Annotated in this window: 25 protein-coding genes; 2 read left to right on the top strand and 23 right to left on the bottom strand. The window is 41.4% G+C overall.

What is annotated here, in order from left to right:
• Nucleotides 1-44: 44 nt before the first annotated feature.
• From rplI to IE337_RS07030, 7 genes are all read right to left on the bottom strand, one after another.
• Nucleotides 45-497 (bottom strand): 50S ribosomal protein L9, encoded by a 453-nt coding sequence (gene rplI, locus IE337_RS07000; protein WP_191136277.1) that lies wholly within the window; start codon nucleotides 495-497, stop codon nucleotides 45-47.
• 15 nt (nucleotides 498-512) lie between these two features.
• Nucleotides 513-2567, bottom strand: coding sequence for a DHH family phosphoesterase (locus IE337_RS07005; RefSeq protein ID WP_191136278.1), 2055 nt, complete (start codon nucleotides 2565-2567; stop codon nucleotides 513-515).
• Nucleotides 2568-2691: 124 nt separating this feature from the next.
• A complete protein-coding gene (locus IE337_RS07010; protein ID WP_057746683.1) occupies nucleotides 2692-3642 on the bottom strand; it encodes an ABC transporter ATP-binding protein in 951 nt (316 codons plus the stop codon).
• Nucleotides 3643-3652: 10 nt separating this feature from the next.
• Nucleotides 3653-4744, bottom strand: a complete 1092-nt coding sequence (locus IE337_RS07015; protein WP_057746686.1) for an ABC transporter ATP-binding protein — start codon at nucleotides 4742-4744, stop codon at nucleotides 3653-3655.
• Between the two features lie 14 nt (nucleotides 4745-4758).
• A complete protein-coding gene (locus tag IE337_RS07020) occupies nucleotides 4759-5781 on the bottom strand; it encodes an ABC transporter permease (RefSeq protein ID WP_057746689.1) in 1023 nt (340 codons plus the stop codon).
• Between the two features lie 13 nt (nucleotides 5782-5794).
• Complete coding sequence (locus tag IE337_RS07025; RefSeq protein ID WP_057746913.1) at nucleotides 5795-6715, bottom strand: ABC transporter permease; 921 nt, start codon at nucleotides 6713-6715, stop codon at nucleotides 5795-5797.
• A 73-nt stretch (nucleotides 6716-6788) separates the two neighbouring features.
• The gene (locus IE337_RS07030; RefSeq protein ID WP_191136279.1) at nucleotides 6789-8417 is read right to left on the bottom strand and encodes a peptide ABC transporter substrate-binding protein; all 1629 of its coding nucleotides are present in this window, start codon (nucleotides 8415-8417) and stop codon (nucleotides 6789-6791) included.
• A gap of 318 nt (nucleotides 8418-8735) precedes the next feature.
• Here IE337_RS07030 and IE337_RS07035 point away from each other — a divergent pair, with 318 nt between their 5' ends.
• Nucleotides 8736-9362 (top strand): YczE/YyaS/YitT family protein, encoded by a 627-nt coding sequence (locus IE337_RS07035; protein ID WP_191136280.1) that lies wholly within the window; start codon nucleotides 8736-8738, stop codon nucleotides 9360-9362.
• Between the two features lie 120 nt (nucleotides 9363-9482).
• Nucleotides 9483-10511: a lactonase family protein gene (locus IE337_RS07040; RefSeq protein WP_191136281.1), complete on the top strand. Its 1029-nt coding sequence runs from the start codon at nucleotides 9483-9485 to the stop codon at nucleotides 10509-10511.
• A 57-nt stretch (nucleotides 10512-10568) separates the two neighbouring features.
• Here IE337_RS07040 and IE337_RS07045 read toward each other — a convergent pair whose 3' ends face one another.
• The 16 genes from IE337_RS07045 to IE337_RS07120 form a co-directional block, all read right to left on the bottom strand.
• Nucleotides 10569-11225: an amino acid ABC transporter permease gene (locus tag IE337_RS07045; RefSeq protein ID WP_191136282.1), complete on the bottom strand. Its 657-nt coding sequence runs from the start codon at nucleotides 11223-11225 to the stop codon at nucleotides 10569-10571.
• A gap of 13 nt (nucleotides 11226-11238) precedes the next feature.
• Nucleotides 11239-11877, bottom strand: coding sequence for an amino acid ABC transporter permease (locus tag IE337_RS07050; RefSeq protein ID WP_057746703.1), 639 nt, complete (start codon nucleotides 11875-11877; stop codon nucleotides 11239-11241).
• A complete protein-coding gene (locus IE337_RS07055; protein WP_191136283.1) occupies nucleotides 11877-12719 on the bottom strand; it encodes a transporter substrate-binding domain-containing protein in 843 nt (280 codons plus the stop codon). Before IE337_RS07055 ends, IE337_RS07050 begins: the two co-directional genes overlap by 1 nt.
• 12 nt (nucleotides 12720-12731) lie before the next feature.
• A complete protein-coding gene (locus tag IE337_RS07060) occupies nucleotides 12732-13466 on the bottom strand; it encodes an amino acid ABC transporter ATP-binding protein (RefSeq protein WP_057746710.1) in 735 nt (244 codons plus the stop codon).
• 218 nt (nucleotides 13467-13684) lie between these two features.
• Entirely contained in the window at nucleotides 13685-14491 is an 807-nt protein-coding gene (locus IE337_RS07065) for a DUF6681 family protein (protein WP_191136284.1), read from the bottom strand.
• 2 nt (nucleotides 14492-14493) lie between these two features.
• The gene (locus IE337_RS07070; protein ID WP_191136285.1) at nucleotides 14494-14940 is read right to left on the bottom strand and encodes a hypothetical protein; all 447 of its coding nucleotides are present in this window, start codon (nucleotides 14938-14940) and stop codon (nucleotides 14494-14496) included.
• Between the two features lie 26 nt (nucleotides 14941-14966).
• The gene (locus IE337_RS07075) at nucleotides 14967-15536 is read right to left on the bottom strand and encodes a guanylate kinase (protein WP_162259506.1); all 570 of its coding nucleotides are present in this window, start codon (nucleotides 15534-15536) and stop codon (nucleotides 14967-14969) included.
• Nucleotides 15537-15564: 28 nt separating this feature from the next.
• Nucleotides 15565-16089 (bottom strand): biotin transporter BioY, encoded by a 525-nt coding sequence (locus IE337_RS07080; protein ID WP_191136286.1) that lies wholly within the window; start codon nucleotides 16087-16089, stop codon nucleotides 15565-15567.
• A 13-nt stretch (nucleotides 16090-16102) separates the two neighbouring features.
• Complete coding sequence (locus IE337_RS07085) at nucleotides 16103-16876, bottom strand: biotin--[acetyl-CoA-carboxylase] ligase (protein ID WP_191136287.1); 774 nt, start codon at nucleotides 16874-16876, stop codon at nucleotides 16103-16105.
• A gap of 31 nt (nucleotides 16877-16907) precedes the next feature.
• The gene (locus IE337_RS07090) at nucleotides 16908-17882 is read right to left on the bottom strand and encodes a DUF1002 domain-containing protein (RefSeq protein ID WP_191136288.1); all 975 of its coding nucleotides are present in this window, start codon (nucleotides 17880-17882) and stop codon (nucleotides 16908-16910) included.
• A 228-nt stretch (nucleotides 17883-18110) separates the two neighbouring features.
• A complete protein-coding gene (gene pepV, locus IE337_RS07095) occupies nucleotides 18111-19532 on the bottom strand; it encodes a dipeptidase PepV (RefSeq protein WP_191136289.1) in 1422 nt (473 codons plus the stop codon).
• A 79-nt stretch (nucleotides 19533-19611) separates the two neighbouring features.
• Complete coding sequence (locus tag IE337_RS07100) at nucleotides 19612-20460, bottom strand: NAD(P)H-hydrate dehydratase (protein ID WP_191136290.1); 849 nt, start codon at nucleotides 20458-20460, stop codon at nucleotides 19612-19614.
• Between the two features lie 117 nt (nucleotides 20461-20577).
• Nucleotides 20578-21516 (bottom strand): Ppx/GppA phosphatase family protein, encoded by a 939-nt coding sequence (locus tag IE337_RS07105; RefSeq protein WP_191136291.1) that lies wholly within the window; start codon nucleotides 21514-21516, stop codon nucleotides 20578-20580.
• Nucleotides 21517-21529: 13 nt separating this feature from the next.
• On the bottom strand, nucleotides 21530-22549 hold the full coding sequence (trpS, locus tag IE337_RS07110; RefSeq protein WP_191136292.1) for a tryptophan--tRNA ligase: 1020 nt from the start codon (nucleotides 22547-22549) through the stop codon (nucleotides 21530-21532).
• 94 nt (nucleotides 22550-22643) lie between these two features.
• A complete protein-coding gene (gene helD / locus IE337_RS07115) occupies nucleotides 22644-24950 on the bottom strand; it encodes an RNA polymerase recycling motor HelD (RefSeq protein WP_191136293.1) in 2307 nt (768 codons plus the stop codon).
• Nucleotides 24951-25010: 60 nt separating this feature from the next.
• Complete coding sequence (locus IE337_RS07120) at nucleotides 25011-25373, bottom strand: type II toxin-antitoxin system PemK/MazF family toxin (protein ID WP_057746744.1); 363 nt, start codon at nucleotides 25371-25373, stop codon at nucleotides 25011-25013.
• Nucleotides 25374-25381: the final 8 nt, after the last annotated feature.

The raw sequence follows: 25381 nt of genomic DNA on the forward strand, positions 1-25381 counted from the left end.
ATAAAAAGCAACGTTATCACTAACGTTGCTTTTATAAAAACACTTTATTGTTCAACCACGTGTACACGCACAGTTGCTTCAACTTGCTTGTGTAATTTGATTTTGATATTTGAAAAGCCAAGTGCATGGATTGGTTCTTTCATATCCATCTTGTGCTTATCAAGTTTAATCCCCAGTTGCTTGTCTGCTGCTTCAACAACTTGCTTAGATGAAACTGCGCCGAACAAACGTCCGTCGCTTCCCGCCTTAGCTTTCACTTCGACGACAGAATCATCAGCTTCAAGCTTTGCCTTCAACGCTTCTGCAGCTGCTTTTTCTTCAGCAGCATCACGTTCTTCAGCCTTCTTCTTGGCATTGTTAACTGACACATTCTTCTTAGTTGCTGGTTCAGCTTTCTTATTCTTGATTAAGAAGTTATTAGCGTATCCATCAGGGACATCTTTAATGTCACCCTTCTTACCACGACCTTTAACGTCTTCTAAAAAGATTACTTTCATGAGTTTATCTCCTTTTTATTCTTCACTTTCAGCTAATTCGGTCAACGTCTGTTTGAGCATTTCCGCAGCGTCTTGGGTGGTTGTATCATGTAACTGCGTTGCCGCATTACTTAGATGGCCACCACCACCTAATTGTTCCATCACAATCTGAACATTTTCCGTTCCATCGGAACGGGCTGAAATAGCAATTGTTTCATCATCACGTCGGGTAATGACAAAGGAACGTTTAACGCCAATTAATTGTAACAAACTATCCGCTGCTTGCGCAGCAACGACAGAATCGTATTGAATATTGTCATCTGCCACGACGACCGCGACATCATCATACACTTGGACTTGTTCAATCAAACGTGAACGATCACGATATGAATCAACTGATTCTTTCATAAAGTCTTGAATCAAGGTCCCATCGGCACCAACTGAGCGCAAATAGCTCGCGGCATCAAATGTACGTGTCCCTGTACGTAAGGTAAATGACTTAGTATCAATTTGAATTCCTGCCAACATGGCTGAGGCTTCCACACGGGTTAACCCTCGGCCTTGTTTGTTTGGCTGGTATTCAAAGAGTTCTGAAACCAGTTCAGAACTTGATGAGGCGTAAGACTCGACATAAACCAATTGTGGTTCTGCTGGGAACTCCTCACCACGACGATGATGGTCAATAATAACAACATGATCACTCAAACGGTCATAGACATCACGCGATTCCGTGATAGATGGCTTTGAGTGGTCCACCATAATTAACAAGCTATGTTCAGTCGCCTGATTCAAGACATCGCTTGGTTCAATCAACGCATTTTCGTTACGTGGCTCTTCAGCTAAATCAGCCAACAAGCGTTCGATATCTGAATGCGCCGTTTGACTACGATCATAGACGACCCAAGATGGTTTGTCATGCATTTGTGCAATTCGACGCACCCCTAAAGCTGCCCCAAATGAATCCATGTCTGGATTAGCATGTCCCATGATAAAGACTTGATCCGCTTGCATAATCAAATCACTTAGAGCTTGTGAAATAACACGTGCTCGGACTCGTGTTCGCTTCACCATTGGATTTGTATTTCCGCCATAGAAGCGTGCTTCGCCATCTTCGGCACGAACCACAACTTGATCACCACCTCGCCCTAACGCTAAATCAAGGTTAGATTGTGCATTTTCAGCCAAACGATTAATCGAAGCCTCATGGTACGCAATTCCAATACTTAACGTCAACGGCATATTTTGTGCTGACGTTGCCTCGCGGACATCATCTAAAATACTAAAGCGATCAGCCTCAGCCTGCTCTAAGCCAGCATCGTAACCAATTAACATAAATCGGTCCACAGCAATGCGGCGCGTATAAACTTCATGCGCATCCATCCAATTCGTTAATGAACGCGTTAAGAAGGTACGTAAAGCTGAGGCATTCGCATCACTCATACTTTCAGTAATTTCATCATAGTTATCCACTGATACTAACCCAATAAATAACCGATGGTCTTCATAGGTTTGCTTGATAGTCGCATTCTCAGTGACATCATAAAAATAGATGACTTGAATGTCAGTTTGCACCGAAACTTCAAATATCCGACCCAACCATTCTAACCGCGTCCGTTTTGGACTATCAGCTTGGTCATCTTCATCAGTATGATTTTCGGAATCCGCTTGAGTTGCTTGTTCAACAATATTTTCAAGCGCTTCAGAAAGATCTGATAGTTGGCTTCCGATAATAATCTCTGAACCCAATAAATCTTGCAAATAAGGGTTAACCCAATTTACGGTATGCATCTCATTGTAAAGGAGCAACCCAACCGGCATCTGGAGAGCTGATTCTTCACCACTACGCTTAATGCGGTATGACAAATTTGTCAAATATTGTGCGGTATCATCACTGATGTCACGCAATGTTCGGAAAATAATCGTTAAAGCAATTAAGACCAAGATTAACCAAACAACACCAATCAACCAATTGACATTGAAAGCTAAAATTAGACCCAAGAGCGCAATCAGCGAGACAAGAATGACAATCCAACCAATCGAACGATTCTGAAATAACCGTGGAATTTTAATTTTGTTTTGCCATTGTTTCACGAAATAATTCTCCTACTCTTTTTGTATTGTCTTCCATTATACCATGAATTACTTTAAAACATCACATTCCACCAACGTCGCCATATAAAAAAGACAGAAATAAATTTCTGTCTTTTTTAAGGTTTTAAATGAGTCCAAACTCACGAGCACGCTCTTGATACATTGGAATCTCATCTTGTGTTGCCCAAACATAATGTTCTGGGGCGATTTCAATCATTGTTCGATCTTGTCCGTCCATTTCACGAGTTGGGTCATAAACAATTGGTTTACGATTAAGCTCTACCTCTGGATCAGGCTCAGGAATTGAACTCAACAATGAACGCGTGTAATCGTGCAAAGGATGATCATACACTTCATCAGCTGGTCCAATTTCAACCATCTTACCCCAGTGCAACACACCAATACGGTCAGAAATATACTTAACCATTGAAAGGTCGTGTGCAATGAAAAGATACGTCAAATTGCGTTCCTTTTGCAATTTTTGCAATAGGTTAACGACTTGCGCTTGAATTGAAACGTCCAGCGCTGAAATTGGTTCATCAGCAACAATGAAACGTGGTGACATCGCCAAAGCACGGGCAATTCCGATACGCTGACGTTGTCCACCCGAGAATTCATGGGGATAACGATTAGCATGTTCTTTCTTAAGCCCAACCGTTTCTAGCATGTCATCAACAACTTTTGTTCGTTCATCAGCGCTGCTAACGAGACCATTCGCATCAAGTCCTTCAGCAATAATATCCTTGACCTTCATTCGCATATCTAATGATGCTTGTGGGTCTTGGAAAATCATTTGAACTTCTTGGTGGAACTGTTTTAAATCAGCCTTCTTTTTAATCTTGGTCACATCGGTGCCATCATAGCGAACCTCACCAGCCGTTGGCGCATTCAACTTCATGATTGTACGTCCAATGGTGGTTTTTCCAGAACCAGACTCACCAACTAAACCAAAAGTTTCACCTTCATAAATGTCAAATGAGGCATTTTGAACCGCTAAAGTTTGGTTTTTACGTCCCTTGTTAAAGGTAATGTCTAGGTTCTTAATTTCAACCAGTTTCTTACGATCTTCTACCATCATCAAACTCCTATCTAGACAAAATTGCGGATGCATCTACTGGCTTAGCCTGCTTTTTATCCGCTTCAGGATGAGCTTGCTTGTACTTGGCCCAACGTTGTTGCACTGTCAAAGGTGGTACAACTTCAGGTGCATGTTCATCCAATAACCATGTCGCTGCAAAATGGGTTGGTGACAATTGGAAATAAGGTGGTTGCTTTTTTTCATCAATTGCCAAGGCATACTTATTACGTGGTGCAAAAGCATCCCCAACTGGTGGGTTCAACAAATCAGGCGGTGTTCCTGGAATAGCTTCCAAGCTTCCCTTGTTGGTTTGTGTTGTTGGCATTGAGTTCAACAACCCCCATGTATATGGATGTTGTGGGAAACCATAAATTTCATCAATTGTTCCGACTTCGACTATTTGTCCAGCATACATAACTGCCACACGGTCTGCCATTCCAGCCACCACACCTAAATCATGGGTAATAAAGATAATTGAAGTCCCTAACTCACGTTGGATTTTTTTCATCAAGTCCAAAATTTGGGCTTGAATCGTCACATCCAAAGCGGTGGTTGGTTCATCAGCAATCAAAACCTCAGGGTTATCAATCAACGCAATCGCAATGACGATACGTTGACGCATTCCACCTGAAAATTGGTGTGGGTAATCATTAATATGAGCTTTTGCATTTGGAATACCAACTAGATTCATCATGTCTAGCGCTTTATCCCAAGCTTCTTTTTTACCCATACCTTGGTGCTTAATCAGTGGTTCTGCAATTTGTTGTCCAATTTTCATCGTTGGATCTAATGAAGTCATTGGATCTTGGAAAATCATCGCAATTTCAGAACCACGAATTGAGCGGAATTCATTTTCAGGTAAGTCAATGAGTTCCTTACCCTTAAATTGAATTGAGCCTCGTTCAATTTCCGCATTTTTAGCCAACAAGCCCATAATGGTACGCGTTGTCACTGACTTTCCGGATCCAGATTCACCAACTAAGGCTAATGTTTCGCCTTTTTCTAGATTAAAGTAGATATCACGAATCGCTTGCACGGCTCCGTTGTCAGTGTGGAAATTGATTTTTAAATCATTTACTTCAAGGATGTTTTCTGTCATTTCCCCTCTACTCCTTAATCACGTGTTCGTGGATCAAAGGCATCACGCAATCCATCCGCCAACAAGTTAAAGGCAATCATCAAAACTGACATCACGATTGCTGGGAATACTAGTTGATATGGATAGAATTGGAAGGCCGTTTGTCCATCATTCAGTAACGTTCCAAGTGACGCCATTGGCACTGGGATTCCGATTCCAATAAATGAAAGCAAGGCTTCAAAGAAGATTGCCGATGGAATTGTGAACATCAACTGCACAATAATGGTTGATGAAACGTTAGGTACTAAGTGGCGGAGCCCAGTTTTAATTGGAGAGGTTCCCAATGTGCGGGCAGCGGAAATAAAGTCTTGTTCTTTCAAAGACAAGACATCCGCTCGCACAAGTCGGGCCATCGACGTCCATGATGTTAATGAAATACCCAAGGCAATTGAGAATAGCCCCGGCTTCATAATCAAAATCAACAAAACAAAGACAACCAAATTTGGCACTGATGACACGATTTCAACAATTCGTTGCATCACCATGTCGACGCGGCCACCCTTCCAACCAGAAATCAAACCATATGAAACACCAAAGACTAAGTCAATTAGTGCCGCAATCAAGGCAACTTCTAGTGAGATACGTGTTCCATAAAGGACTCGCTTGAAAATATCACGTCCGAATTGATCCGTTCCAAAGATATGGGTTTCACCCTTCTTCACATTGGCGCGTTCGTACGCATTAAACTTTTCACCATCAATTTTTTGTTCTCCACGGAAACCGGGAATATTACCTGGAATACGTGGTGGCAAATTTTGTTGCATCACATTTTGCTTAGATGTGGTCGTTGTATTGGCATATGGTACAGAAAGGAAAGCTCCTAGGAAAATCGCAATGATAATCCATAATGACACAAATGCTCCCTTATTCTTTTTCAACCGACGCCATGCATCCTGGGCAAAGCTCAATGATGGCTTTTCAATTGTTTCATCATTACGTTTACGGTCATTAGGCAGCAACTCGAAATCAGCTGCTGACACTTGATTTAATTCAGCCATTTTTCGTTCCTCCCTAATTTGCTAAACGAATTCGTGGATCAATCAATCCATACAAAATATCAGTAATCAATAACACTACCATCAACATCATTGAGTAAACAATGGTAGTTCCCATAATTAATGGGTAGTCATTCGTCAAAATTGATGAGACGAATTGTCCCCCAATTCCAGGAATGGCGAAAATCTTTTCAATAACAACTGATCCAGTCATCAAGTTGACGGCCATTGGCCCAATCAATGTAACCAAAGGAATCAATGAGTTACGCAACGTGTGACGCCACACAATGTCATTACTTGAAAGTCCCTTGGCACGGGCTAATTCAATATAATCCGATCCCATAACATCAACCATTTCAGTTCGAATGAAGCGGGCGGCTGTGGCCATTGGCTGCATTCCTAAGGCAATCGTTGGTAGGATTGTAAATTTAAACCCTTCCCAGCCCGCAATTGGCAACCAGTTTAACTTCAAACCGACGTAGTATTGCAAAAGAGCGGCGAAGACGAATGATGGAATTGAAACACCTAACACAGCTAAAATTGATAAAAATGTATCTGTCTTAGTATTACGATGCACAGCTGCAGCTGCTCCAAGTCCAATTCCGGCTACAATTCCAAACACTAGGGCTTGAATCCCCAATTGTGCTGAAGGCCCGATACGTTGGGCAATTAGCGTTGATACTGGTTGATTTTGGAATTGGAATGAATTTCCAAAGTTAAATTGGAGCGCATTCACTAAGTAATTCCAGTATTGCACAATTAAAGGCTTATCCAGTCCATATTGCGCTTCAATTACCTGACGTTGCGTATCTGACAAACGCTCAGCGTTTGCCAATGGTGACCCAGGCATTAATTTCATTAAGAAGAACGTTATTGAAATAATAATGATCAACGTTAACAAGATAATGCCTAGTCGCTTTAAAACATATTTAACCATTCCCGACATATCTGACAAACCTTTCTATCCTAATTAATCAGCAACCAAAGTACTTGATTGATGAAACAATATACTATTCCTTATAAGCCCACTTGAAATCATATGGTGCTCCAGATGGATGTGTTACCATCCCCTTTACACTTGGACGAACAAACGCAGCCTGTGAACGATAGTAAAGTGGGACAACTCCCATTTCCTTACTCATAATATGTTCGGCTTGCTTATAATCATTAAAACGTGCCTTAGGGTTATTCACATCAGGTCCATTCGCCTTATCAATCAAATCTGTATATTCCTTGTTGTTCCATGAACCTTCATTAAATGAGGCTCCTGCTTTATACAAATCTGAGAAGGTTGAAGGATCAGGGTAATCAGCACCCCAAAGTGAAATAACTGCTTGGAATTGCTTTTCACCAGAAAGTTGAATACGTTGCTTATAAGGCACCGTTTTAATCGTCACTTTCAGTCCTTTAATATGTTGCAATTGATCTTGCAAGTATTGTGACGTCCGCTTTGCAGCATCACTATCGTCTACCAACAACTGAACCGTCAAAGATTTCTTGCCAGTCTCTTTCAAACCTTCATCGAACAACTTTTGTGCCTTAGGTAGGTCATAGCTTACAGCATCCTTAAGCGTAACTGACTTCGAGAAGTCTTCGCCGTTATTTGGATCTTTAACCAACTTTGTTGCAGAAAAAGTTGTGGCTGGTGTCGCACTACCCGTTAGGACCTTATCCGTTAGGACATCACGGTCAATTCCGTAAGAAATTGCTCGACGAATATTTGTATTCTTAAATTCAGGAACAGTCTTTTCATTTAACTGCAAGTAGGCAGTTGTTGCTGAAGGAATTGTTGTATATGCCTTATTGTGTCGAGAGGCTGTGACTTGTTGTGGTGACAAGGTGGTGAAATCAATGGTATTAGACTTATATAAATTATATCCAGTATTTTGATCAGCAATCGTCTTAATCACTAATTTCTTTGTTTTCACAGCATCTTTGTCATAATACTTAGGATTTTTTTCATAAGTTACGACATCGTTAGAGCCGTTCCAATCCTTTTGAACATATGGTCCAGATGAAAGTAAGTACTTTGATTGCGTCCCATAATTATTACCAGTCTTCTTAACAAAGGCTTCATTCTGTGGGAAGAAAGGTGCCATTGGTAACATGGCTACCAATTGTGGCAAAGGACGTTCCAAATCAACCTGCAAGGTGTTGTCGTCAACAGCCTTAACCCCTAGTTTAGAAAGATCCTTTTCTTTACCTGCTTGAATGGCATCAGCATTCTTGATTCCTGAGTACAAGTAGGCGTACTGTGATCCTGTCTTTGGATCATTGGTACGTTGCCAACCATAAACAAAATCCTTAGCAGTCAACGGGTCACCGTTCGACCACTTTAGATTGTGGCGAAGCTTGAATGTATAATGTAGGCCATCCGCGCTCTTTGTGTATGATTCCGCCAAAGCTGGCTGTGGATCATCATTTTTATCTGCTCGAAAGAGACCATCATTTGTTGCAGTCAATCCATCAAAGTCAATTGCTGCTGTTACTTTTGAGGGGTCCATCGTACTTAATGGTGCCGTCTCCGTCCAATTAATTGTTTTGTACTTATCAGCACTTGCTGTCGTTTGTGACAGCACCGTTCCTGCTAAGACAAAACCAGCCGCAACGACTAGCGGCTTTTTAATACCTTTTTTCATAATCCTTCCCCCAACCATATCTTTATGAGAGTACTTTTCGCTATTCGTCAAATATACCGTTAACATTCGGGGTTGTCAATGAAAAAAATCTCATTTAACTTTATTTTAGTCGCTTTACAATCACGTTTTGATTTTTAGAATCTCTCATTCTAATTTCAAAACATGCTCACTTAATGCTTTCTGTGTCACTTGTTAATAAAAGATGAATTTATCTACTATTGTATGTCCCCTACATACTTTAGCCAGGTATTTGAATTTGATTCATTGCGCGTCCCCCAGCTTTGTTTTATAATGATTACTAATATGGAGGAGGTATTTATGAAAAAGGTTTTTCAGTTTGGTTATATTTTAATGGGACTCTTAATTATCGGAGTTGGTGCGTCACTACTTAGTGTTGGTGGTCTTGGGGTTGACCCATTTACTGCCTTCAACATGAGTTTGGCTGATCGCTTACACCTTACACTTGGTGTAACGCAGTTGTGCATGAACTTGGTACTTTTTGTTTATGTCTTCCTTAATGACAAAACAAGCATTGGTTGGGGAACAATTATGAACATGACCCTTGTTGGTGTGTTCATTCAATATATCTCAGACTTTTTGCAACAATACAACCTTGGTTCAGTTGGCTTTTGGGGAAAGTTATTGATTCTACTTATCGGAATCGTATTCTTTACGCTTGGAGCTGCTATCTACATGTCAGGAGACATGGGAGCTGCCCCATACGACTCAATCGCCCCAATCTTAACGAAGCAACTACACGGTGAATACAACATCATCCGTAGTTGGCAAGATATTACTTTCGTTGTGCTAGCCTTTGTACTTGCTGGTATGCACCACGTTGGTTTAGGTACGATTGTGGCTGCCTTTGGTTCAGGTTCTTTGATTGCTGTTTGGACAAAATTGCTACCAAAGTTCCCCGCACAAAGCTTCTTCAAGAACAAGTAATTTGATATAGGACATTTTCAATATTAATATTAAATTTAATATTGGTATGACGTGAGCAAAGCCCTGCCATTATTAAATGGTTTTGGCTTTGCTCTTTTATTTTACACGGAGGTGAAAATCATGATTGAACCATTCCTACTTGGAACTTATACAAAGAAAGATAGCGAAGGTATCTACCGCGTTGAGCTTGATACTGAAGCAAAAAAACTGCAAAACCTCACACTTCTCGCTAAAGAAAGCAATCCAACTTATGTGGCTGAATCAAAAGATGGTATTATTTATGCCGTTTATGATCAAGAACGCATGGGTGGTATTGCTGCCTACCGTCCCGATGGTGATGGTAAGTACAAGCTTATCAACAAGGTCCTTGAGACAGGCGCACCTGTTTGTTATGTTGGGTTCGATGAAGATCGCCAACTCATTTACGGCGCTAACTACCATAAGGGTGAGTTAAATACCTATACTGTACTCGAGGATAAAGGGGTCGGACCCGCAACGTCATTCTATCACCATGACAAGACTGGGCCACATCCTAACCAAGACGCACCACATATCCACTATACGAACCTGACACCAGATGGTCGGTTAATCGTTTGTGATTTAGGAACTGACCAAGTCTATATTTATGATGTTGAACCAAATGGTTTACTCTCAACTCGTTCAATTTATAAAGCACAACCTGGGACAGGTCCTCGTCACGTTGTCTTCAATCCAAATGGTAAATATGTTTACCTAGTCGGAGAACTTGACTGTAGTGTTTCAGTCCTTGAATATAAGGACACTGGTGATTTGGTCTTCGTCGATAAGTATTACACTAAGCCAGATGATTGGCATGAATTCAATAGTGCTGCCGCTATTCGTTTCAATGAAAAAACCAACACACTTTATGTTTCAAATCGTGGACACGATTCAATCGCAGTCTTCAAGGTGACTGAAGATGGTCGTAAGCTTGAATTAATTCAACGTATTCACACAGAAGGGCATTTCCCACGTGACTTCAATATTGATCCTTCTGGTCAATTCCTTGTCGTTGGACACCAATTCTCAGACAACCTCTCATTGTTTGAAATTAATGAAGACGATGGTACGCTGACACTTTTGGACGATACATTCTACGGTCCTGAAACGGTCTGTGTTTATTTCGAATAAAGTACGCAAAAAAGCTGATCTGTTAATAAACAGATCAGCTTTTTTTGTGTCTTTATATTATGAAACCATTCGACGATCGATATAACTACCAATTTGGGAAATCGTAAAGTTCAAGATAAAGTACAGAATTGCCAACATCAAGAACATCGGAATAATTTCCATTGGCTTTTGGGCATAGATTGTTTGTGCTCGGAAAGTCACTTCTGGCAACATAATAATTGTTGCCAATGACGTATCTTTAATCAACGAAACAAATTGTGACACGATTGGTGGAATCATTTTCTTATACGCTTGTGGTAAGAGAATATGCCACAGAGCCTGGTAAAAACTCAACCCGTTTGAGAGCGCTCCTTCAAGTTGACCCTTTGGAACAGCCTTGATACCAGAACGCACAATTTCAGCCAACATTGCCGATTCGAAAATCGTCATCGCAACAATTGTCGAAACCGTCACATTAAAGTGAACACCAATTCGTGGTAACGCAAAGTACGTGAAGAAAATAATCAACAAGAGCGGCAAATTACGGATCATATCAATGATAAATCCCACGATTGCTGAAAGATATTTCACCTTCATATAGCGAATCACGCCCAGAATTGATCCAATAATAAAACTAAAAATAATTGAGATTACTGAAACTTCAATCGTTACCCACAATCCAGTTAGAAGGAAACGCATATTAATCCATGAGTATGCTTGTAAAAATTCTTGCATTTATCTTCTCCTCCTAACGGTCTGTTTTATTCTCAAGATAACGCATGTAATAGCTCAAAGGCAACGTTAGAATGAGATAGAAAATAGCAACGATAATATATGGTCCAAATGTATCAAACGTTAGTTGCGAAATCATATTGGCTTGATACATCAAATCCAACCCAGCTACGAAAGCCAATACTGATGAATTCTTAATCAAATTCACAAACTGGTTTCCCAACGGTGGAATCACCAAACGAATTGCTTGTGGCAGCACCACATAACGCATTGCTTGCCACCAACTTAATCCATTCGAACGTGCGCCTTCATATTGCCCAGAATCAACTGAGTTAATTCCAGCACGGATCGTTTCGGCAATAAAGGCTGACGTATACAAAGTCAATCCAATCGTTCCAGAAACAAAGCCGTTTAAGTTCAACACTTTCGCCACAACAACGTAAAAGAACATTGTGATAACCAACAGTGGAATATTACGGACGACTTCAATATAAATTTTACCTACAATATTAGCAAAGCGGTTCGGTACAATTTGCAAAAGGGCAAACCCTAAACCTAAAATAGTTGATCCGATTAAAGCAATGACACTTGATAAAATCGTCCAACCAAAACCAGTAAAGAACTCACTGGCGTGACTTGTAAATAGTGTCCACATTACTCAGTGACCTCCTTCCAGTTCATACCTGGAACATCGTTAAACCATTTCTTGGCCAACTTATCATATGAACCATCCGCCTTCATCTCGTCAATCGCCTTATTAATTGCTTTGGTCAATTTTGGATCAGCCTTGTCTACAGCAACACCATAAGGTTCAGTCGTAAAGTTACCACCAACAACTTTGACATTATGGTTATCAACAGCCATTCCATAGAGAATACTGTTATCTGTTGTTAGGGCGTCCCCTTGACCTGATTCAAGCGCAGTTAATGCTGTTGCGTAATCGGGCAATGCCACAACCTTGGCCTTAGGGGCGAATTTTTTCACATTTTCAATTGAATTAGAACCTTGGACACCCAAGATGCGGGCGCCCTTATGATTCAAATCTTTGATTGATTTCACATCACTCTTCTTCATCACCATCAAAGCCTGACCCGCATTGAAGTATGGTTCAGAAAAATCAACAACCTTTTTACGTTCAGGTGTAATCGTCATTGTCGCAATAATCGCGTCAATGTTACCATTCAAAAGCATTGGGACACGTGTTCCAGAAGTGATTTGCGTTAATTCAGGTTTAGCTTTCGGATCAATGCGCTTCGTAATCGCTTTTGCCATATCAATATCGAAACCTTCTAATTTTCCAGTTCGGATATTAGTCAATCCCATTAACTTAGTATCACCCTTAACACCCCAATTCATGGTATGTGTTTTTTTAATTCGGTCATACGTTTGGTTCTTTGCCGTCGTCTCAGCTTGTACAGGGCTTGTTGCAACCCCACTCACAAACAGACCAGCTGCCAAGAAACCTAACGTAAGTCCGGCTACTTTCTTAATCTGCATGGTCGCCCCTCCTTAATGCACAATTTGTGATAGGAAATGACGAGCCCGTGGTTCCTTAGGATTTTCAAAGAATTCAGCAGTTGGTGAATCTTCAAGAATCTTTCCATCGGCCATGAAAATAACACGGTCCGCCACTTGCTTTGCAAATCCCATTTCGTGTGTCACAACCAACATGGTCATAGATGAATCTTGCGCAATTTCACGCATAATCTTCAAAACACCATTAACCATTTCAGGGTCAAGTGCAGATGTTGGTTCATCAAACAAAAGCGCCTTAGGCTTCATGGCAAGTGAACGTGCAATCGCAATTCGTTGTTGTTGTCCACCTGACAATTGCGCTGGGTATTTATTAGCTTGATCAGCAAGGCCCACGCGATCCAACAAGCCCATGGCAATTTTTTTATTTTCGTCTTCATCACGGTGCAAGACTAAACGTGGTGCTAGCATAATATTTTCGAGAATTGTCTTATTTTCATATAAATTAAAGTGTTGGAAGACCATCCCAACGTCTTTACGAAGACGGTTTAAATCAGTCTTTGGGTCAGCCAAGTCCTGATTATTGACGATTAATTGTCCCCCTTCAATTGACTCTAAACCATTTACAGTTCGAATTAATGTCGACTTTCCTGAACCAGAAGGTCCAAGCAAAACCACCGTTTCACCGGCTTCAACTTCTAAATTGATATCGTGCAAAGCATGGAAATCTCCATAATACTTTTCGACATCCTTAAACTCGATCATTGACATCGGGGTGTCCTCCTAAAAATAAACTTACTTAACTTAAAATTTGCTAAGTAATTACAAAGCAACCCGATATAACCACACAGATTATACCGGGAAACGTACTCGCATATATTGTTGTACTATCATCATCTTAATCTCAAATACTACAATTTGTCAAACAAAAAAATCTGTCTAACGACAGATTTTCTCATCTTAAATTCACTTTTTAATTAAATTCAGATTTACGACTTCTTTTTATAAGCTAGCTCGACTTTTAAATCATAAGGATCTTGAATTTCAGTTAAGCCGGAACGACCTTTGACATGCGCTGGTCCCCCTTGCAAGAGTGCCGTCGCAATATACAAATCATATTTTTCTAGAGCGGCTTCAATCGGCTGGAGACCAACTTCCTTCACGACACCTAAACGTTTGGCCGACATTTCATTCAAACCACCGTAAACGGCAAGTCCATCTGGCTCCTGCTCAAGACGATAATATGGCAATGGAATTCCATCGCCATTGGCATAGATTTTTGATTGTCCTTGCTCAAGCAAAGCCTGTTGCTGTGCCTCGGATAACCCTTTATAGTCCGCCTGCACTAACTGATTAGCTTGCAATGCTTGTGCCATCTCATTTAAAGTTGCCTTCGTTTCATTGTCCAGTTCAACAGTTGCAGGTAAAACATCCTTTTGGTTATAGATACCATTAGATGGGACAAACTGCACATTTGCTTCAGCCATATTCTGCTCAGCTTCTGCTTCTTCACGCTCGCCTAGCACTTTTGCAATATAAGGTGAAACATCGAATTTCATATGTTTACTTGTGAAATAGTAATAAAAATTAACAATCGCAAAATACAAAATTCCGATAAAGGCAGCTCCAAGCAACGCACTTCGTAAGTAGGCATGATTTTTGAAGTATGAAAAGGCTAGATACAAAATATAGGTATCTCCCACAAATGCTAGAACTGTATAAATGCGACCTTTTAATTTAGCATTCACATTCAAATAGCCTAGGTAGTGATTAATTAAGTCTAAAGTTGATAGCATCCTTAATTCCCCCTTTGTCCATTGCTAGTCGATGTTGCAGAGGCTTCAGATGGCGTGGTATTTGATGTTGACTCAGAAGACGTATCTGCGGTTGATGAACTAGTTTCAGAAGAAGTGTCTGATGCTGAGTCAGAATTTTCTGTTACGGAACTAGATGCCGACGACGTTGACTCTCGTTTGGTCTCATCAGCACTTGTCGCACTCGTGTCCCCCGCTTGTTCAGTCGTTGCTTTATCGTCACTGGCCGATGCTTCACTAGCTTTCTTTTTTGACTCACTCACTTTTTCACGTGACTCACTCACTTTTTTACTTGAAGCGACTTGCGCCCGTGTTGGTCCCCCATTATGTGTATTCGTCGTCACATTAACAACAGCATTTCCGGCACTTAATGCTAGGATAATCGACACTAATGCCACTGGTGTGACAAAAGGTGGTGTTCGATAAGTCATGTTAACTCCCCCCAATTACTTAATCTTTAATCATTTTGGATGGATGCTTGCACAATGGCATCAATCTTGTTTTTGGTTTCTTCCCAGTCATCATTTTCAACAACATGGGCCTGTGCTTGTAAATTCTCTGGAATCTGTGTATCTCGTACGTATTCTTCACTCGATAGACGTTCATGAATTTTTTGAACATCATCTCCACGTTTAACCAGACGTTGATAGAGATCATGTTCTTTTGAAACAGTTAAATAAATAACAACGACTTCATCGGCTGGTAATTCCTCTAGATATGTGGCTGCCCCTTGTGTGTCTAAGACAATCGTAATCAATGGATTTTTCTCGAACGCACGTTCTAGCCCCTCTCTAGAAGACCCATATTGATTACCGTCATAGGTCACCTGTTCAAGATAATGGTTTTGGGCGAAAGTATCATGTGATTCAAAATAATAATCAACCTGATCCATTTCACCTGCACGTGGTTGACGCGTTGTATGCGTCACTACTTTGGGCATTTCATAGAATTCATTTAAGTATTTCGTCACAGACGTTTTACCTGTTCCGGTATTTCCTGTGACGACAAAGACTTTACGTTTCAAAATAGTTTCTCCTCAATCTCACTGGCTAGTATTAGCCGATTGGCAGATGCATGAAGTGCTTCACACCTAGAGCTAAAAGAACGACCAAAATCAATTTAATCACGAGTGGCATAAGAAAGGCTAAAAATCCTGTCGATAAAGCCACTGACATTGATAAATGTGCCGCAAGCCCTAACCAAATCGTCCCCAAAGCCAGTTGAAGCACGGCTGCAAGCCCGTTACTAAGGACCAACATTGCCGTCGTTTGATATCGCATCATCAACGGACTAATCACTAATGGAAATACGAGCATTGCCAACAAATACCCACCGGTAGGTGCTACAAAACTCGCTAAGCCACCATGAAATCCTGCAAAAACAGGTAATCCCATTAAGCCAATCGCTAGATACCCACCAACTGAAAGGAGCGCAATTCGAGTCGTTGTAATACTGGCAATTAGTGGCACAATTAATGTTTGCATGCTAATTGGGACCATCCCCATTGGAATTGAGAATGGGGCAATGATACTGATAATGGCGGCAAACATTGCCGCTAATGTGAGTTCTCGAACTTTCATGTTGTTCTCTCCGTTAGCTTAAATTGACTTTGGTGATTTCACCTGCGCTATATGCCTGACGATCGTACTGCGTCGCTAGGACAATTCGTCCATAATCATCGACATCCACGACTTTCCCTATAATCGTATCATGTCCATGTTGAAGCGTGACTTCTTGTTGTAAAATGAAACAATTTTGCAAGTACTGTTGGCGTAATTGCGAAAAGTCCATTTGAATCACTGCCAGACATGCCTGACTAAGTTGGCTGATGAGGCGTTCACGATCAACTGAGTCCGTTGTTAACCCACCCATTTTTGTTTGCAGTTGCGCTGGAATATCACGTGCTTGTAAGTTGATGCCCATCCCAATCACGACAAACCCTAGATGTCCGTTAGTTGGGGGTTGCACTGTTTCCACCAAAATACCAACTACCTTACGCTCATGCAAATAAAGATCATTTACCCACTTAATGCCCAATGAAATCCCGAGCTCGGACTGGATAACTTTTTGAATTGCAACCGCGGTGTTTAAGGTTAAGGTTTCTGGATGTTGCCACTGCTGCGTCGTTACTTGTGTCATCACCGTCATGTAGATACCAACATCAGCTGGAGAATAGAAAGCCCGATCTTGTCGTCCATAGCCTGCCGTTTGTTCATTTGCAACCACTAAACCTGGCACAAGTTGTTGTTTATCTGAAGCCTGCTGTATTTGTTTTTTGGCAATGGTATTCGTTGACGAAATAACATCGAATACATTGACATTGAAGTCAGGTAGTTCCGCTTCAATTTTTTCTACATCTAGTTTCAAAATTGTTCCCCCTCATACCTGATCGAAGTCTTTAATTGCCACGCAAAAATTGGATCAATGGATTCCAAATATTTGAAACAAACCAGTTTGATGCATTATGCGCATCACCTTCATTTTTAAAATCACTCGCACCAGCCATCTTGTTATTTGTTGTTTTAACTAATTTATCAGACAGCGCACTTGTACGTGAAACAATTGGTTTTGCCCCTGAAATTGGTGCCTGGTTATATTGTTGCAAGGCCATTGATAGTTGGTTCATTTGATCATCTGAAACGTCATTACGAATATCACGTTGTTCTAAATTAACCGTTAGTTGGTTATAGACAACATTAATATCAATCGTATCGCCCGTTTGTCGGCGTTTAGCCAATTCTCCCGCAGTCATGGTAATCGCTGACGTCAATTTACCAATATAGCGATCATTCATATTGTTCGGCGCAATCCCATTGATTGTCGCCTCCATCACCCGATTAGCTGCTGCCGTATTCGTTGGGTCCAGTGGTGCGCCATCATCAGCTAACGCCTGATAAACACCCACCAAACCATCGGTACCGAGAACACGCTTATCGGAAGTAAACGTCATAATCAAGTCCTTAGCCCCACCTAGGGTTGCTGCCATGGCGTATTCTTGTGCAAAGACATGCGTAATATTTTTATCACCTTCAAAATTCTCAATATTAACCAAGTTACCAGTATTATCTTTGGCTGGGGCAACTGATACCGAAGCCACCATATCGGATTTTTTCAACTGAGTTAGTCCCAGATACTTAGCATCGCTCACTTGTGTGACAAGCTTTTGATAGTTGTCATTAATACCTAAAGTCTGGGCTACTTGGGTTTTTTGAACCGCTCCCGCCCCGTATACGACATAAGGTTTCGATAAAGCTTTTTCTTGGATGATGCCCTGATTTTGATCTGCCTGCGTGCGTGAGCCGATCATCAGAACACCGAGCATGAGGGCACCCATGGTCAAACTTAATTTGGCAAACTTTGTGTCTATTTTCATGGTTACTCCTTTATTTCGGAATCGTTTTTATTCGTGATTATCAATTTGACATACTTTATATTTTAGCATTATTTGGACGAGCTGCGTCCGGCAACCACAATCCTAACTAAAATTATAACATTATCCCCTCTCGCGAACTCGCCATCTCATGCGCAAAATAAAAATTGGTCTGGAAAACTTTTCGGAATTTCCAAAAAAGTCTGCCAGACCAATTCATTTAAAAGGTGTTTAGTTGTTTGCTAATTCGTACATAGCATTGGCAAAAATAGCCATGGCACGTGTCAAATCAGCGACTGGGAAGAATTCGTCAGCTTGGTGCATTGTATCAGGAACACCTTCAAACATAGCACCAAAGGCAACGCCACGCTTCAACAAGCGACCAAATGTTCCCCCACCGATAACACGTTCACCCGCAGGTAAACCAGTGTGATCGCGGTAAACATCAAGCAAGGTTGAGACAAGTGGATCATCACCAGGTACGTAGTGTGGTACCATGGCGTGACCTTCATTAGCAGCAGTAGCGGCAAAGTTCGTTGGAATAGCTGCACTGATCTTTGCTTCAATATCATCAGCTGTAATGTTCTGTGGGTAACGGATGTTGATGTCAACAAAGCCATCTTCACCGTCGGTAAAGCGTTGAATACCCACGTTCATTGATAGATCACCCATCAAATCATCGTGCGTTGCAATACCAACCTTAGTTCCAGTTGTATCATCATGCAATGTACCACCAAGGAAATCTAGGAATCCTTGCGCATTGCCACCAAAATCAGCTTCCTTCAAGAAGTTAGCTAAGTAAGTTCCCGCGTTTTCACCAGTTTCCGGTGACGCACCGTGAACTTGGTGTCCGAAGAAAGTAAAGTCAACACGGTTATCATTCACTTCTGCTTCACCCTTAACACGTGATTCTTGTGCAAGATACTTGTCCATTTGAGCAACAAGCGCTTCAGGATCTTCAGTTTCAACAACCGCCTTAGCAACACCAGGAACCATGTTTGGTCGTTCACCAGCAGAGAATGAAATTAGACGTGTTGCTCCTTCGTTATTTCCAGCAAAACGAACAACAGTAGATCCGTTACCCTTTTCACCGTTAATAATTGGGAATTCTGCATCCGGTGAGAATCCCATTGTAGGTTCACCGTAGGCTTCAAAGAAATCATCCATACCAGTCCAGTCAGATTCTTCGTCAATTCCAACGATGAAGACCAACTTACGCTTCAAAGGCACTTCCATATCTTTAAGCATCTTTAGGGCATAGTATCCAGCAAATGAAGGTCCCTTATCATCAGAAGAACCACGTCCATATAGACGACCATCTTCAATAACGGGTGTCCATGGATCCTTAGTCCAACCATCACCGGCTGGCATGACGTCCAAGTGACCAATGATGGCAACTGATTCTTCTGCATCCTCAGGTCCCAATTCAGCATAGGCAACTAAATTGTGGTAGTTACCTGTACGGAAACCGTCGCGTTCAGCAATTTCCAAGAACTTTTCCAAAGCTGCTTTTGGTCCAGGTCCCAAAGGCGCATCTTCAGTTGCTGCCGCATCGTCACGGACAGACTTAATCATCATCATATCTTCCAAATCAGCCAATAAGTCATTTTCGTATGTTAATGACTTTGCTAACCATTCTGTTGCTTTAACCATTATTCTCAGTCCTCCATTTTTCACATCTTGCTCACTATTATACGCTATTTTTTTAATTTGCGCGCTGGGTAGCGCCTGATTAATCAAGATTACTTTGATAACGTCCCATGAAGTTCGCCATACCATCAGCTAACAGTGATGGTCGAACAACATAGTTGTAACCTGCCATTTGTTCAGCCAAAGCTGAGTGCGCATAAACCGCGGCTTGCACCGTGTGTGATAGATTTAGCTTAAATTGGCCAACAAAAGCGGCAACAATTCCTGCCAAAACGTCACCCATACCGCCGATTGACTGATATGGTCCGCCAACCATGATTTGTTGTTGTCCCTCGTTATTATAAATCATGGTGTGATGTTGCTTAAGGACTAGCACATCGACATTTAACATCGATCGCTGGACATCATTCAATTCAATTTCATCTTGATAGTTCAATTGAATATTACTGAGACGCGCCCATTCCATTTGATGGGGCGTAATTACAGTATATGTGTCCCGTGGAAAGCTCAAGTGTTCATTCGCCACAATCGTCAAGGCTGACCCATCAGCAACTAATACCTGTTTGGCGTTCATCTGCATTAAAACGCGCTTAACCAAAGAAACCGCATAGTCTGTTAATCCCATGCCCGATCCCATTAAAACAACGTCACTTTTATCGATTTGTTCCATTAAGACGTCCAAATCAGTCCAGTCGACAAACATCGCCTCAGGGACACGACTATGCAATGCTGTTCGATTAACGGCATCAGAGGCTACTGTCACCAATCCAGCGCCTGAAGATACAGCAGCTTGAGCAGCCATGGTAATCGCCCCACCATATTGTTTGTCACCACCAATTAAAAGAACTCGACCAAAATCGCCCTTATAACTATCAGCCGGCCGTTTAACAATGACCTCATTTAAAATGTCCTCAGTAATTTGTTTGACCATGGTGTTATCTCCAAATTCTCTATTCTATATAATTTCATTATACCATTTTAAGGCGATAAAATTAGTTTCCTTTGCAAATCAAAAAGCGTGATGACCTGATAGTCATCACGCTTTTGGTTAGTTCAAAGACATTCGATATTCCTGTAACAGTCCTTCACGAACACCAGAAGCAGAGAAAATCACATCTTTGGCTCCAGTTTCCTGAATTAACGTCACTAAGGGCAATAACCCACTGACGATAATGTCCGCCCGATTCGCTTCTGCGCCTAGGGCTGCTTCTCGCTCAGACCGCGTCGCATGCACCAGTTCAGTAAATGTTTCCAATACCTCCGCTGTTGACATGCGATAACCATGGAAATCTTTTTTGACATCAAAGCCTTTACGCATTTGATTCAAACGTGCCAATGAACGATTTGCACCACCCAATAAAATAATCGGCAAAGCGTCCGTACTATCAGCTTCAGCAATCCAAGGTAACCGCTCATATTGATCAGTCACATAATCAGAGGCTGCTACTAAATTTTGGTCACTAATCATTGGATCATTAAGATGAAACTTTTCAGCTAAATTGACGGCACCAAAAGGCAAACTAATAAAGTTAGCTGCCATGCGTTCTTCAATGCCAACTAATTCAACACTCGCACCACCTGTATCAAGAAGCCAAGCATTATCAACATCTAACGCACACATTGCACCCAAATAATCATAATAGGCTTCTTGATCACCGGATAGAACTCGCACATCAATTCCTGTCACATCGTACACCCGTTGTAAAAAATCATCTTGATTGGTTGCTTCACGAACAGCGGCAGTGGCAATTCCTTCTAATTCAATGTCAGGATAACGTTCATACTCCTGCTTAAAAATCGTCAAAGCTTCTAAGACACGGTCCATAGCTGCTTCAGTTAAGGCACCACCGTTTTGGTCCATTCCCTGTGCTAAACGCGTATCTAACTTACGTCGCTTAATTTCAGTGAATTGCCCATCTTCATTCAATTCCTCAACCACTAATCGTGTTGAGTTTGATCCTAAATCAATGACCGCTAAGTAACTCATCTTTTACCCCTTTTTAGCCCCAGTAATTAATGCCCATGGCATCACGCACTTCATGCATGGTTTGATCTGCCTTAAGTCGCGCTTGTTCTGAACCTTCAGCAAGCATTTGCAAAACGGCTGGTCGATCTTGCGCAAACATTTCACGTCGATCACGAATTGGTGCTAGTTCGGCGTTTAATACTTCAAATAGATACTTTTTAATCTTCATATCACCCAAACCACCAGCGCGATATTGATCCTTTAATGTTTCAACTTGAGCTTTATCTGGATCAAAGACGTCTAGATAAGTAAAGACCATGTTCCCCTCAACGTGACCTGGATCAGCCACTTGAATATGCTCTGGATCAGTGTACATTGAACGGACACGATTCCACAATGTTTCTTCATCGTCACTCAAGTAGATGCAGTTATCTAATGACTTAGACATCTTGGCATTACCATCTAATCCTGGCAAACGTCCCTGACCCTTAGGCGGAAAGACCCCCTCTGGTTCAACTAAGATATCTGCACCATACGCATTGTTAAATGAACGGACAATCTCACGCGTTTGTTCCAACATTGGTTCTTGATCATCACCAACTGGAACAACTTGACCCTTAAACATCGCAATATCCGCTGCTTGAGAAACAGGATAGTTAAAGAATCCCGCTGGGATACTTTCACCAAATCCTTTTTGTTGAATTTCAGACTTAACGGTTGGGTTACGTTGCAAACGTGCCACTGAAACCAAATTCATAAAATATTCTGTTAATTCTGACAATTCTGGTACGGCTGTTTGTACAAAAATCGTTGATTTCTTAGGATCTAGCCCAACTGCCAAATAATCCAACGCCACTTCAAGCAATGAATTTTGAATCTTTTCAGGATCCCGTGCATTGTCAGTAAAGGCTTGTTTATCGGCAATCATAATGTATGGATCATACTCACCGGAATTTTGCATTTCTACACGGGTCTTTAACGAACCGACATAGTGCCCAATGTGTAATTTACCAGTGGGGCGATCACCTGTAATTAGTACTTTTTTTTCTGCCATGTTTTCATCCCTTATGCTTTATTTTCTAATACGTAACTGTTATGTCTTATCCATTGTAAAATTATTTTGTATGGATAACAACCATCGTCCAACCTTATTCAAGAAAAGTTAGCGTATCTGCCACTTTTGTAATCAGTTGCGTAACCGGACCCACACTTATTAAAGCTAATTCGTGCATGGCTCGTGAGGCCAATGTATAGAGTAGGCCGGTTGACGTTTCATCAGAGTAGTTTTCTTGCGACACATCATAACCAATCACCGCATCAAATTCCAACCCCTTCGCTAAGTATATTGGCAACACTAAGACATTTGACGTCCAATTACGATCATCAGCATTTAATAACTGGTGTGGTCGATTATTTTGGTCTAAGAAAGCACTCACAACTTCTGCTTGTTCCTGCGTCTTGGTCAAGATTGCGACCGTTTGCTGTGTATTAAGGAGCCGATCCAAAGTTTGCGTCAAAGCATCAGCTACCTCAACAGACGTCGTTTGCTTTAATGTTGGTTTTTCACCTAGACGTTGGAACGTTTGAATACTATCTCCATCAGGTAGGAGTGCTTTAGCAAAGTTCATGATTTGTTGCGTTGATCGATATGATTTATTTAATTTAATCAACCGGCGTTGCTTCACTTGAAAAGCATCAGCATAGGCTTGCATAAGTTCCTCAGGCGTTTGTACGGCTCTAAAGAGCGCTTGTTCAGCATCTCCTAGTAATGTGAATTTGGCATTTGGAAAGGCGTGTTTCAGGTAGAGCATTTGAATCATCGCATAGTCTTGCATTTCATCAACGAAAACATATTGCATGAATTGATTCGTCCCACTTCCAGTCATCAAATCTCGCAAAAATAGTAGTGGCACGGCATCTTCATAATCGATTTGATGTTGCTCAACTTGATTTTCAAAGCGTTGTTGCTTGGTTAACCACCATTTTCCATCAATTCCGGCGAAGGCTGTTTCTGCTAAATACGCTAAGAAATCAGAGAATTGCCGATAGACATCAATAAACTGTGTATTATATAGCGCATCATCCAGTGGCTGCAGCGTCTGTGTTAGATAGGCCCCAGCAACTTGGTCTAGGGTTGCATCTAAATCAACATCTGCTTCACTGAAAGCCTCAACATCATCGTCCTCATTCAATAACTGGTGATATTGCGTGTCATCTAACTGATTCAGTGCATCCAATACCCAATCGGCTTGGCGGAGTTCAACCATTTGATTTTGCAACAGTTCCATAAAATGTTTTTTGGTTTGCTGCATCCGATCCATAACTGAATAGGCAGCTGGTAATTGAGCAAAATAGTCCGCAAATTCAGTTTGCGTGAACCATTTTTCACCATTAAAATAAACATCTGTAAATTGCACTTGATCAGGTGCTAATTGTGCCAAGTAGGCCTGCAAGGCATCTTTGAGTTCAGCGCTTTCCATAGCCGTTTGCAACTGTTGTCGAATTGCTTGAGGCTGATGTTGATCTTGTTCGTATTGATTAAACAGAGTCTGCACCGTTAACCCTTGCAAACGAGCACTCAAGAACTCACTCATCGTCACCTGACGCATATTACGCTCACCTAAGGAAGGCAAAACATCCGCAATATAACTTGAGAAAAGACGGTTCGGAGAAAACAGCACAATTTGATCGGAATTTAAGTTTTCGCGGGCGTGGAACAATAGAAAAGCAATTCGTTGCAAAATTGCTGACGTTTTCCCTGACCCAGCAACCCCTTGAACTACCATCAAATCGCTAGTGGTGTCACGAATAATTTGGTTTTGCTCTTGTTGAATCGTTGCCACAATATTGTGCATTGTTTGGTCATTTTGTTGGCCTAACGCATATTGCAACATCTCATCCCCAATCGTGACATCGGTATCAAACATATTAATAATGTCACGACCTTCAATGGTATATTGACGCTTTTTAGTTAATTCAGCTTGTTGGTCACCCATCGGCGTTGGATAAGTCACTGGACCTAGTGATCCGTTGTAGTATACCCCGCTAATCGGCGCCCGCCAATCATTAATCAAAAAATCGTTGTCACTATCCTGCAGTGAAGCTAAACCAATGTACAACGTTTCAGGATCACCGTCTTCAATAATGTCAACACGACCAAAATAAGGGCTCGCCTCCAACGTATGCAGGGTTGTCACAATCTTTTCCATGATTTGTTCTGTTTCAGTCACCCGCGCCACAATGTTTCTTTGTTGCTGGATTTCTGCGTTGGTTTCCATGGTGTCATCTTCTTCAATGGTATTAATTGAGGTGTTAGCGCCATAATTTGATTCCACTGCAAATGTTTCAGCATGGGCTTGTTCATAGTCAGCTTGTGCCCCGACTAATTGTGTCTCAATTTCATCAACAACCCGATTTAACCGATCTGATTCAATCTGCCACTCTTTTTCTTCCATGTTTACCCTCACTTTTTAAGACGAAAAGGCATTGGATAACTCACCCAATGCCTTTTTTATTTACGCTAATCCCAAACTAATTTGCAAAGCTTGATCAAGTTGCGCAACAACTTCGCTTGGAATTTCACCAATTCTATCTTGCAAACGCCGCTTATCAATCGTGCGGACTTGTTCGCCTAATATGACCGAATCTCGATTGATACCAGTATTTGAAATTTCTGATGGCAATCCAACATGAGTCGGTAATTTTGGCTTATCAATTTGTGCTGTAATCGGTACCATAATCACCGTTGGTGCATGGTGGTTACCAACATCATTTTGAACAATCACAACGGGGCGTTGTCCCCCCTGTTCAGATCCGACTACTGGTGATAACTCTGCAAAAAAAATATCACCACGTTTAATCTCAACTTGCTTTCCCATCTCTACTC

Source organism: Weissella viridescens, from assembly GCF_014789145.1.
GTDB classification, from domain to species: domain Bacteria; phylum Bacillota; class Bacilli; order Lactobacillales; family Lactobacillaceae; genus Weissella; species Weissella viridescens.

Bases quoted from the DNA above. Each gene is read 5' to 3' on its own strand.
- rplI (WP_191136277.1), bottom strand. From the start codon at position 497: ATGAAAGTAATCTTTTTAGAAGACGTTAAAGGTCGTGGTAAGAAGGGT.
- IE337_RS07010 (WP_057746683.1), bottom strand. From the start codon at position 3,642: ATGGTAGAAGATCGTAAGAAACTGGTTGAAATTAAGAACCTAGACATT.
- IE337_RS07015 (WP_057746686.1), bottom strand. From the start codon at position 4,744: ATGACAGAAAACATCCTTGAAGTAAATGATTTAAAAATCAATTTCCAC.
- IE337_RS07020 (WP_057746689.1), bottom strand. From the start codon at position 5,781: ATGGCTGAATTAAATCAAGTGTCAGCAGCTGATTTCGAGTTGCTGCCT.
- IE337_RS07025 (WP_057746913.1), bottom strand. From the start codon at position 6,715: ATGGTTAAATATGTTTTAAAGCGACTAGGCATTATCTTGTTAACGTTG.
- IE337_RS07030 (WP_191136279.1), bottom strand. From the start codon at position 8,417: ATGAAAAAAGGTATTAAAAAGCCGCTAGTCGTTGCGGCTGGTTTTGTC.
- IE337_RS07035 (WP_191136280.1), top strand. From the start codon at position 8,736: ATGAAAAAGGTTTTTCAGTTTGGTTATATTTTAATGGGACTCTTAATT.
- IE337_RS07040 (WP_191136281.1), top strand. From the start codon at position 9,483: ATGATTGAACCATTCCTACTTGGAACTTATACAAAGAAAGATAGCGAA.
- IE337_RS07045 (WP_191136282.1), bottom strand. From the start codon at position 11,225: ATGCAAGAATTTTTACAAGCATACTCATGGATTAATATGCGTTTCCTT.
- IE337_RS07050 (WP_057746703.1), bottom strand. From the start codon at position 11,877: ATGTGGACACTATTTACAAGTCACGCCAGTGAGTTCTTTACTGGTTTT.
- IE337_RS07055 (WP_191136283.1), bottom strand. From the start codon at position 12,719: ATGCAGATTAAGAAAGTAGCCGGACTTACGTTAGGTTTCTTGGCAGCT.
- IE337_RS07060 (WP_057746710.1), bottom strand. From the start codon at position 13,466: ATGTCAATGATCGAGTTTAAGGATGTCGAAAAGTATTATGGAGATTTC.
- IE337_RS07065 (WP_191136284.1), bottom strand. From the start codon at position 14,491: ATGCTATCAACTTTAGACTTAATTAATCACTACCTAGGCTATTTGAAT.
- IE337_RS07070 (WP_191136285.1), bottom strand. From the start codon at position 14,940: ATGACTTATCGAACACCACCTTTTGTCACACCAGTGGCATTAGTGTCG.
- IE337_RS07080 (WP_191136286.1), bottom strand. From the start codon at position 16,089: ATGAAAGTTCGAGAACTCACATTAGCGGCAATGTTTGCCGCCATTATC.
- IE337_RS07090 (WP_191136288.1), bottom strand. From the start codon at position 17,882: ATGAAAATAGACACAAAGTTTGCCAAATTAAGTTTGACCATGGGTGCC.
- pepV (WP_191136289.1), bottom strand. From the start codon at position 19,532: ATGGTTAAAGCAACAGAATGGTTAGCAAAGTCATTAACATACGAAAAT.
- IE337_RS07100 (WP_191136290.1), bottom strand. From the start codon at position 20,460: ATGGTCAAACAAATTACTGAGGACATTTTAAATGAGGTCATTGTTAAA.
- IE337_RS07105 (WP_191136291.1), bottom strand. From the start codon at position 21,516: ATGAGTTACTTAGCGGTCATTGATTTAGGATCAAACTCAACACGATTA.
- trpS (WP_191136292.1), bottom strand. From the start codon at position 22,549: ATGGCAGAAAAAAAAGTACTAATTACAGGTGATCGCCCCACTGGTAAA.
- helD (WP_191136293.1), bottom strand. From the start codon at position 24,950: ATGGAAGAAAAAGAGTGGCAGATTGAATCAGATCGGTTAAATCGGGTT.
- IE337_RS07120 (WP_057746744.1), bottom strand. From the start codon at position 25,373: ATGGGAAAGCAAGTTGAGATTAAACGTGGTGATATTTTTTTTGCAGAG.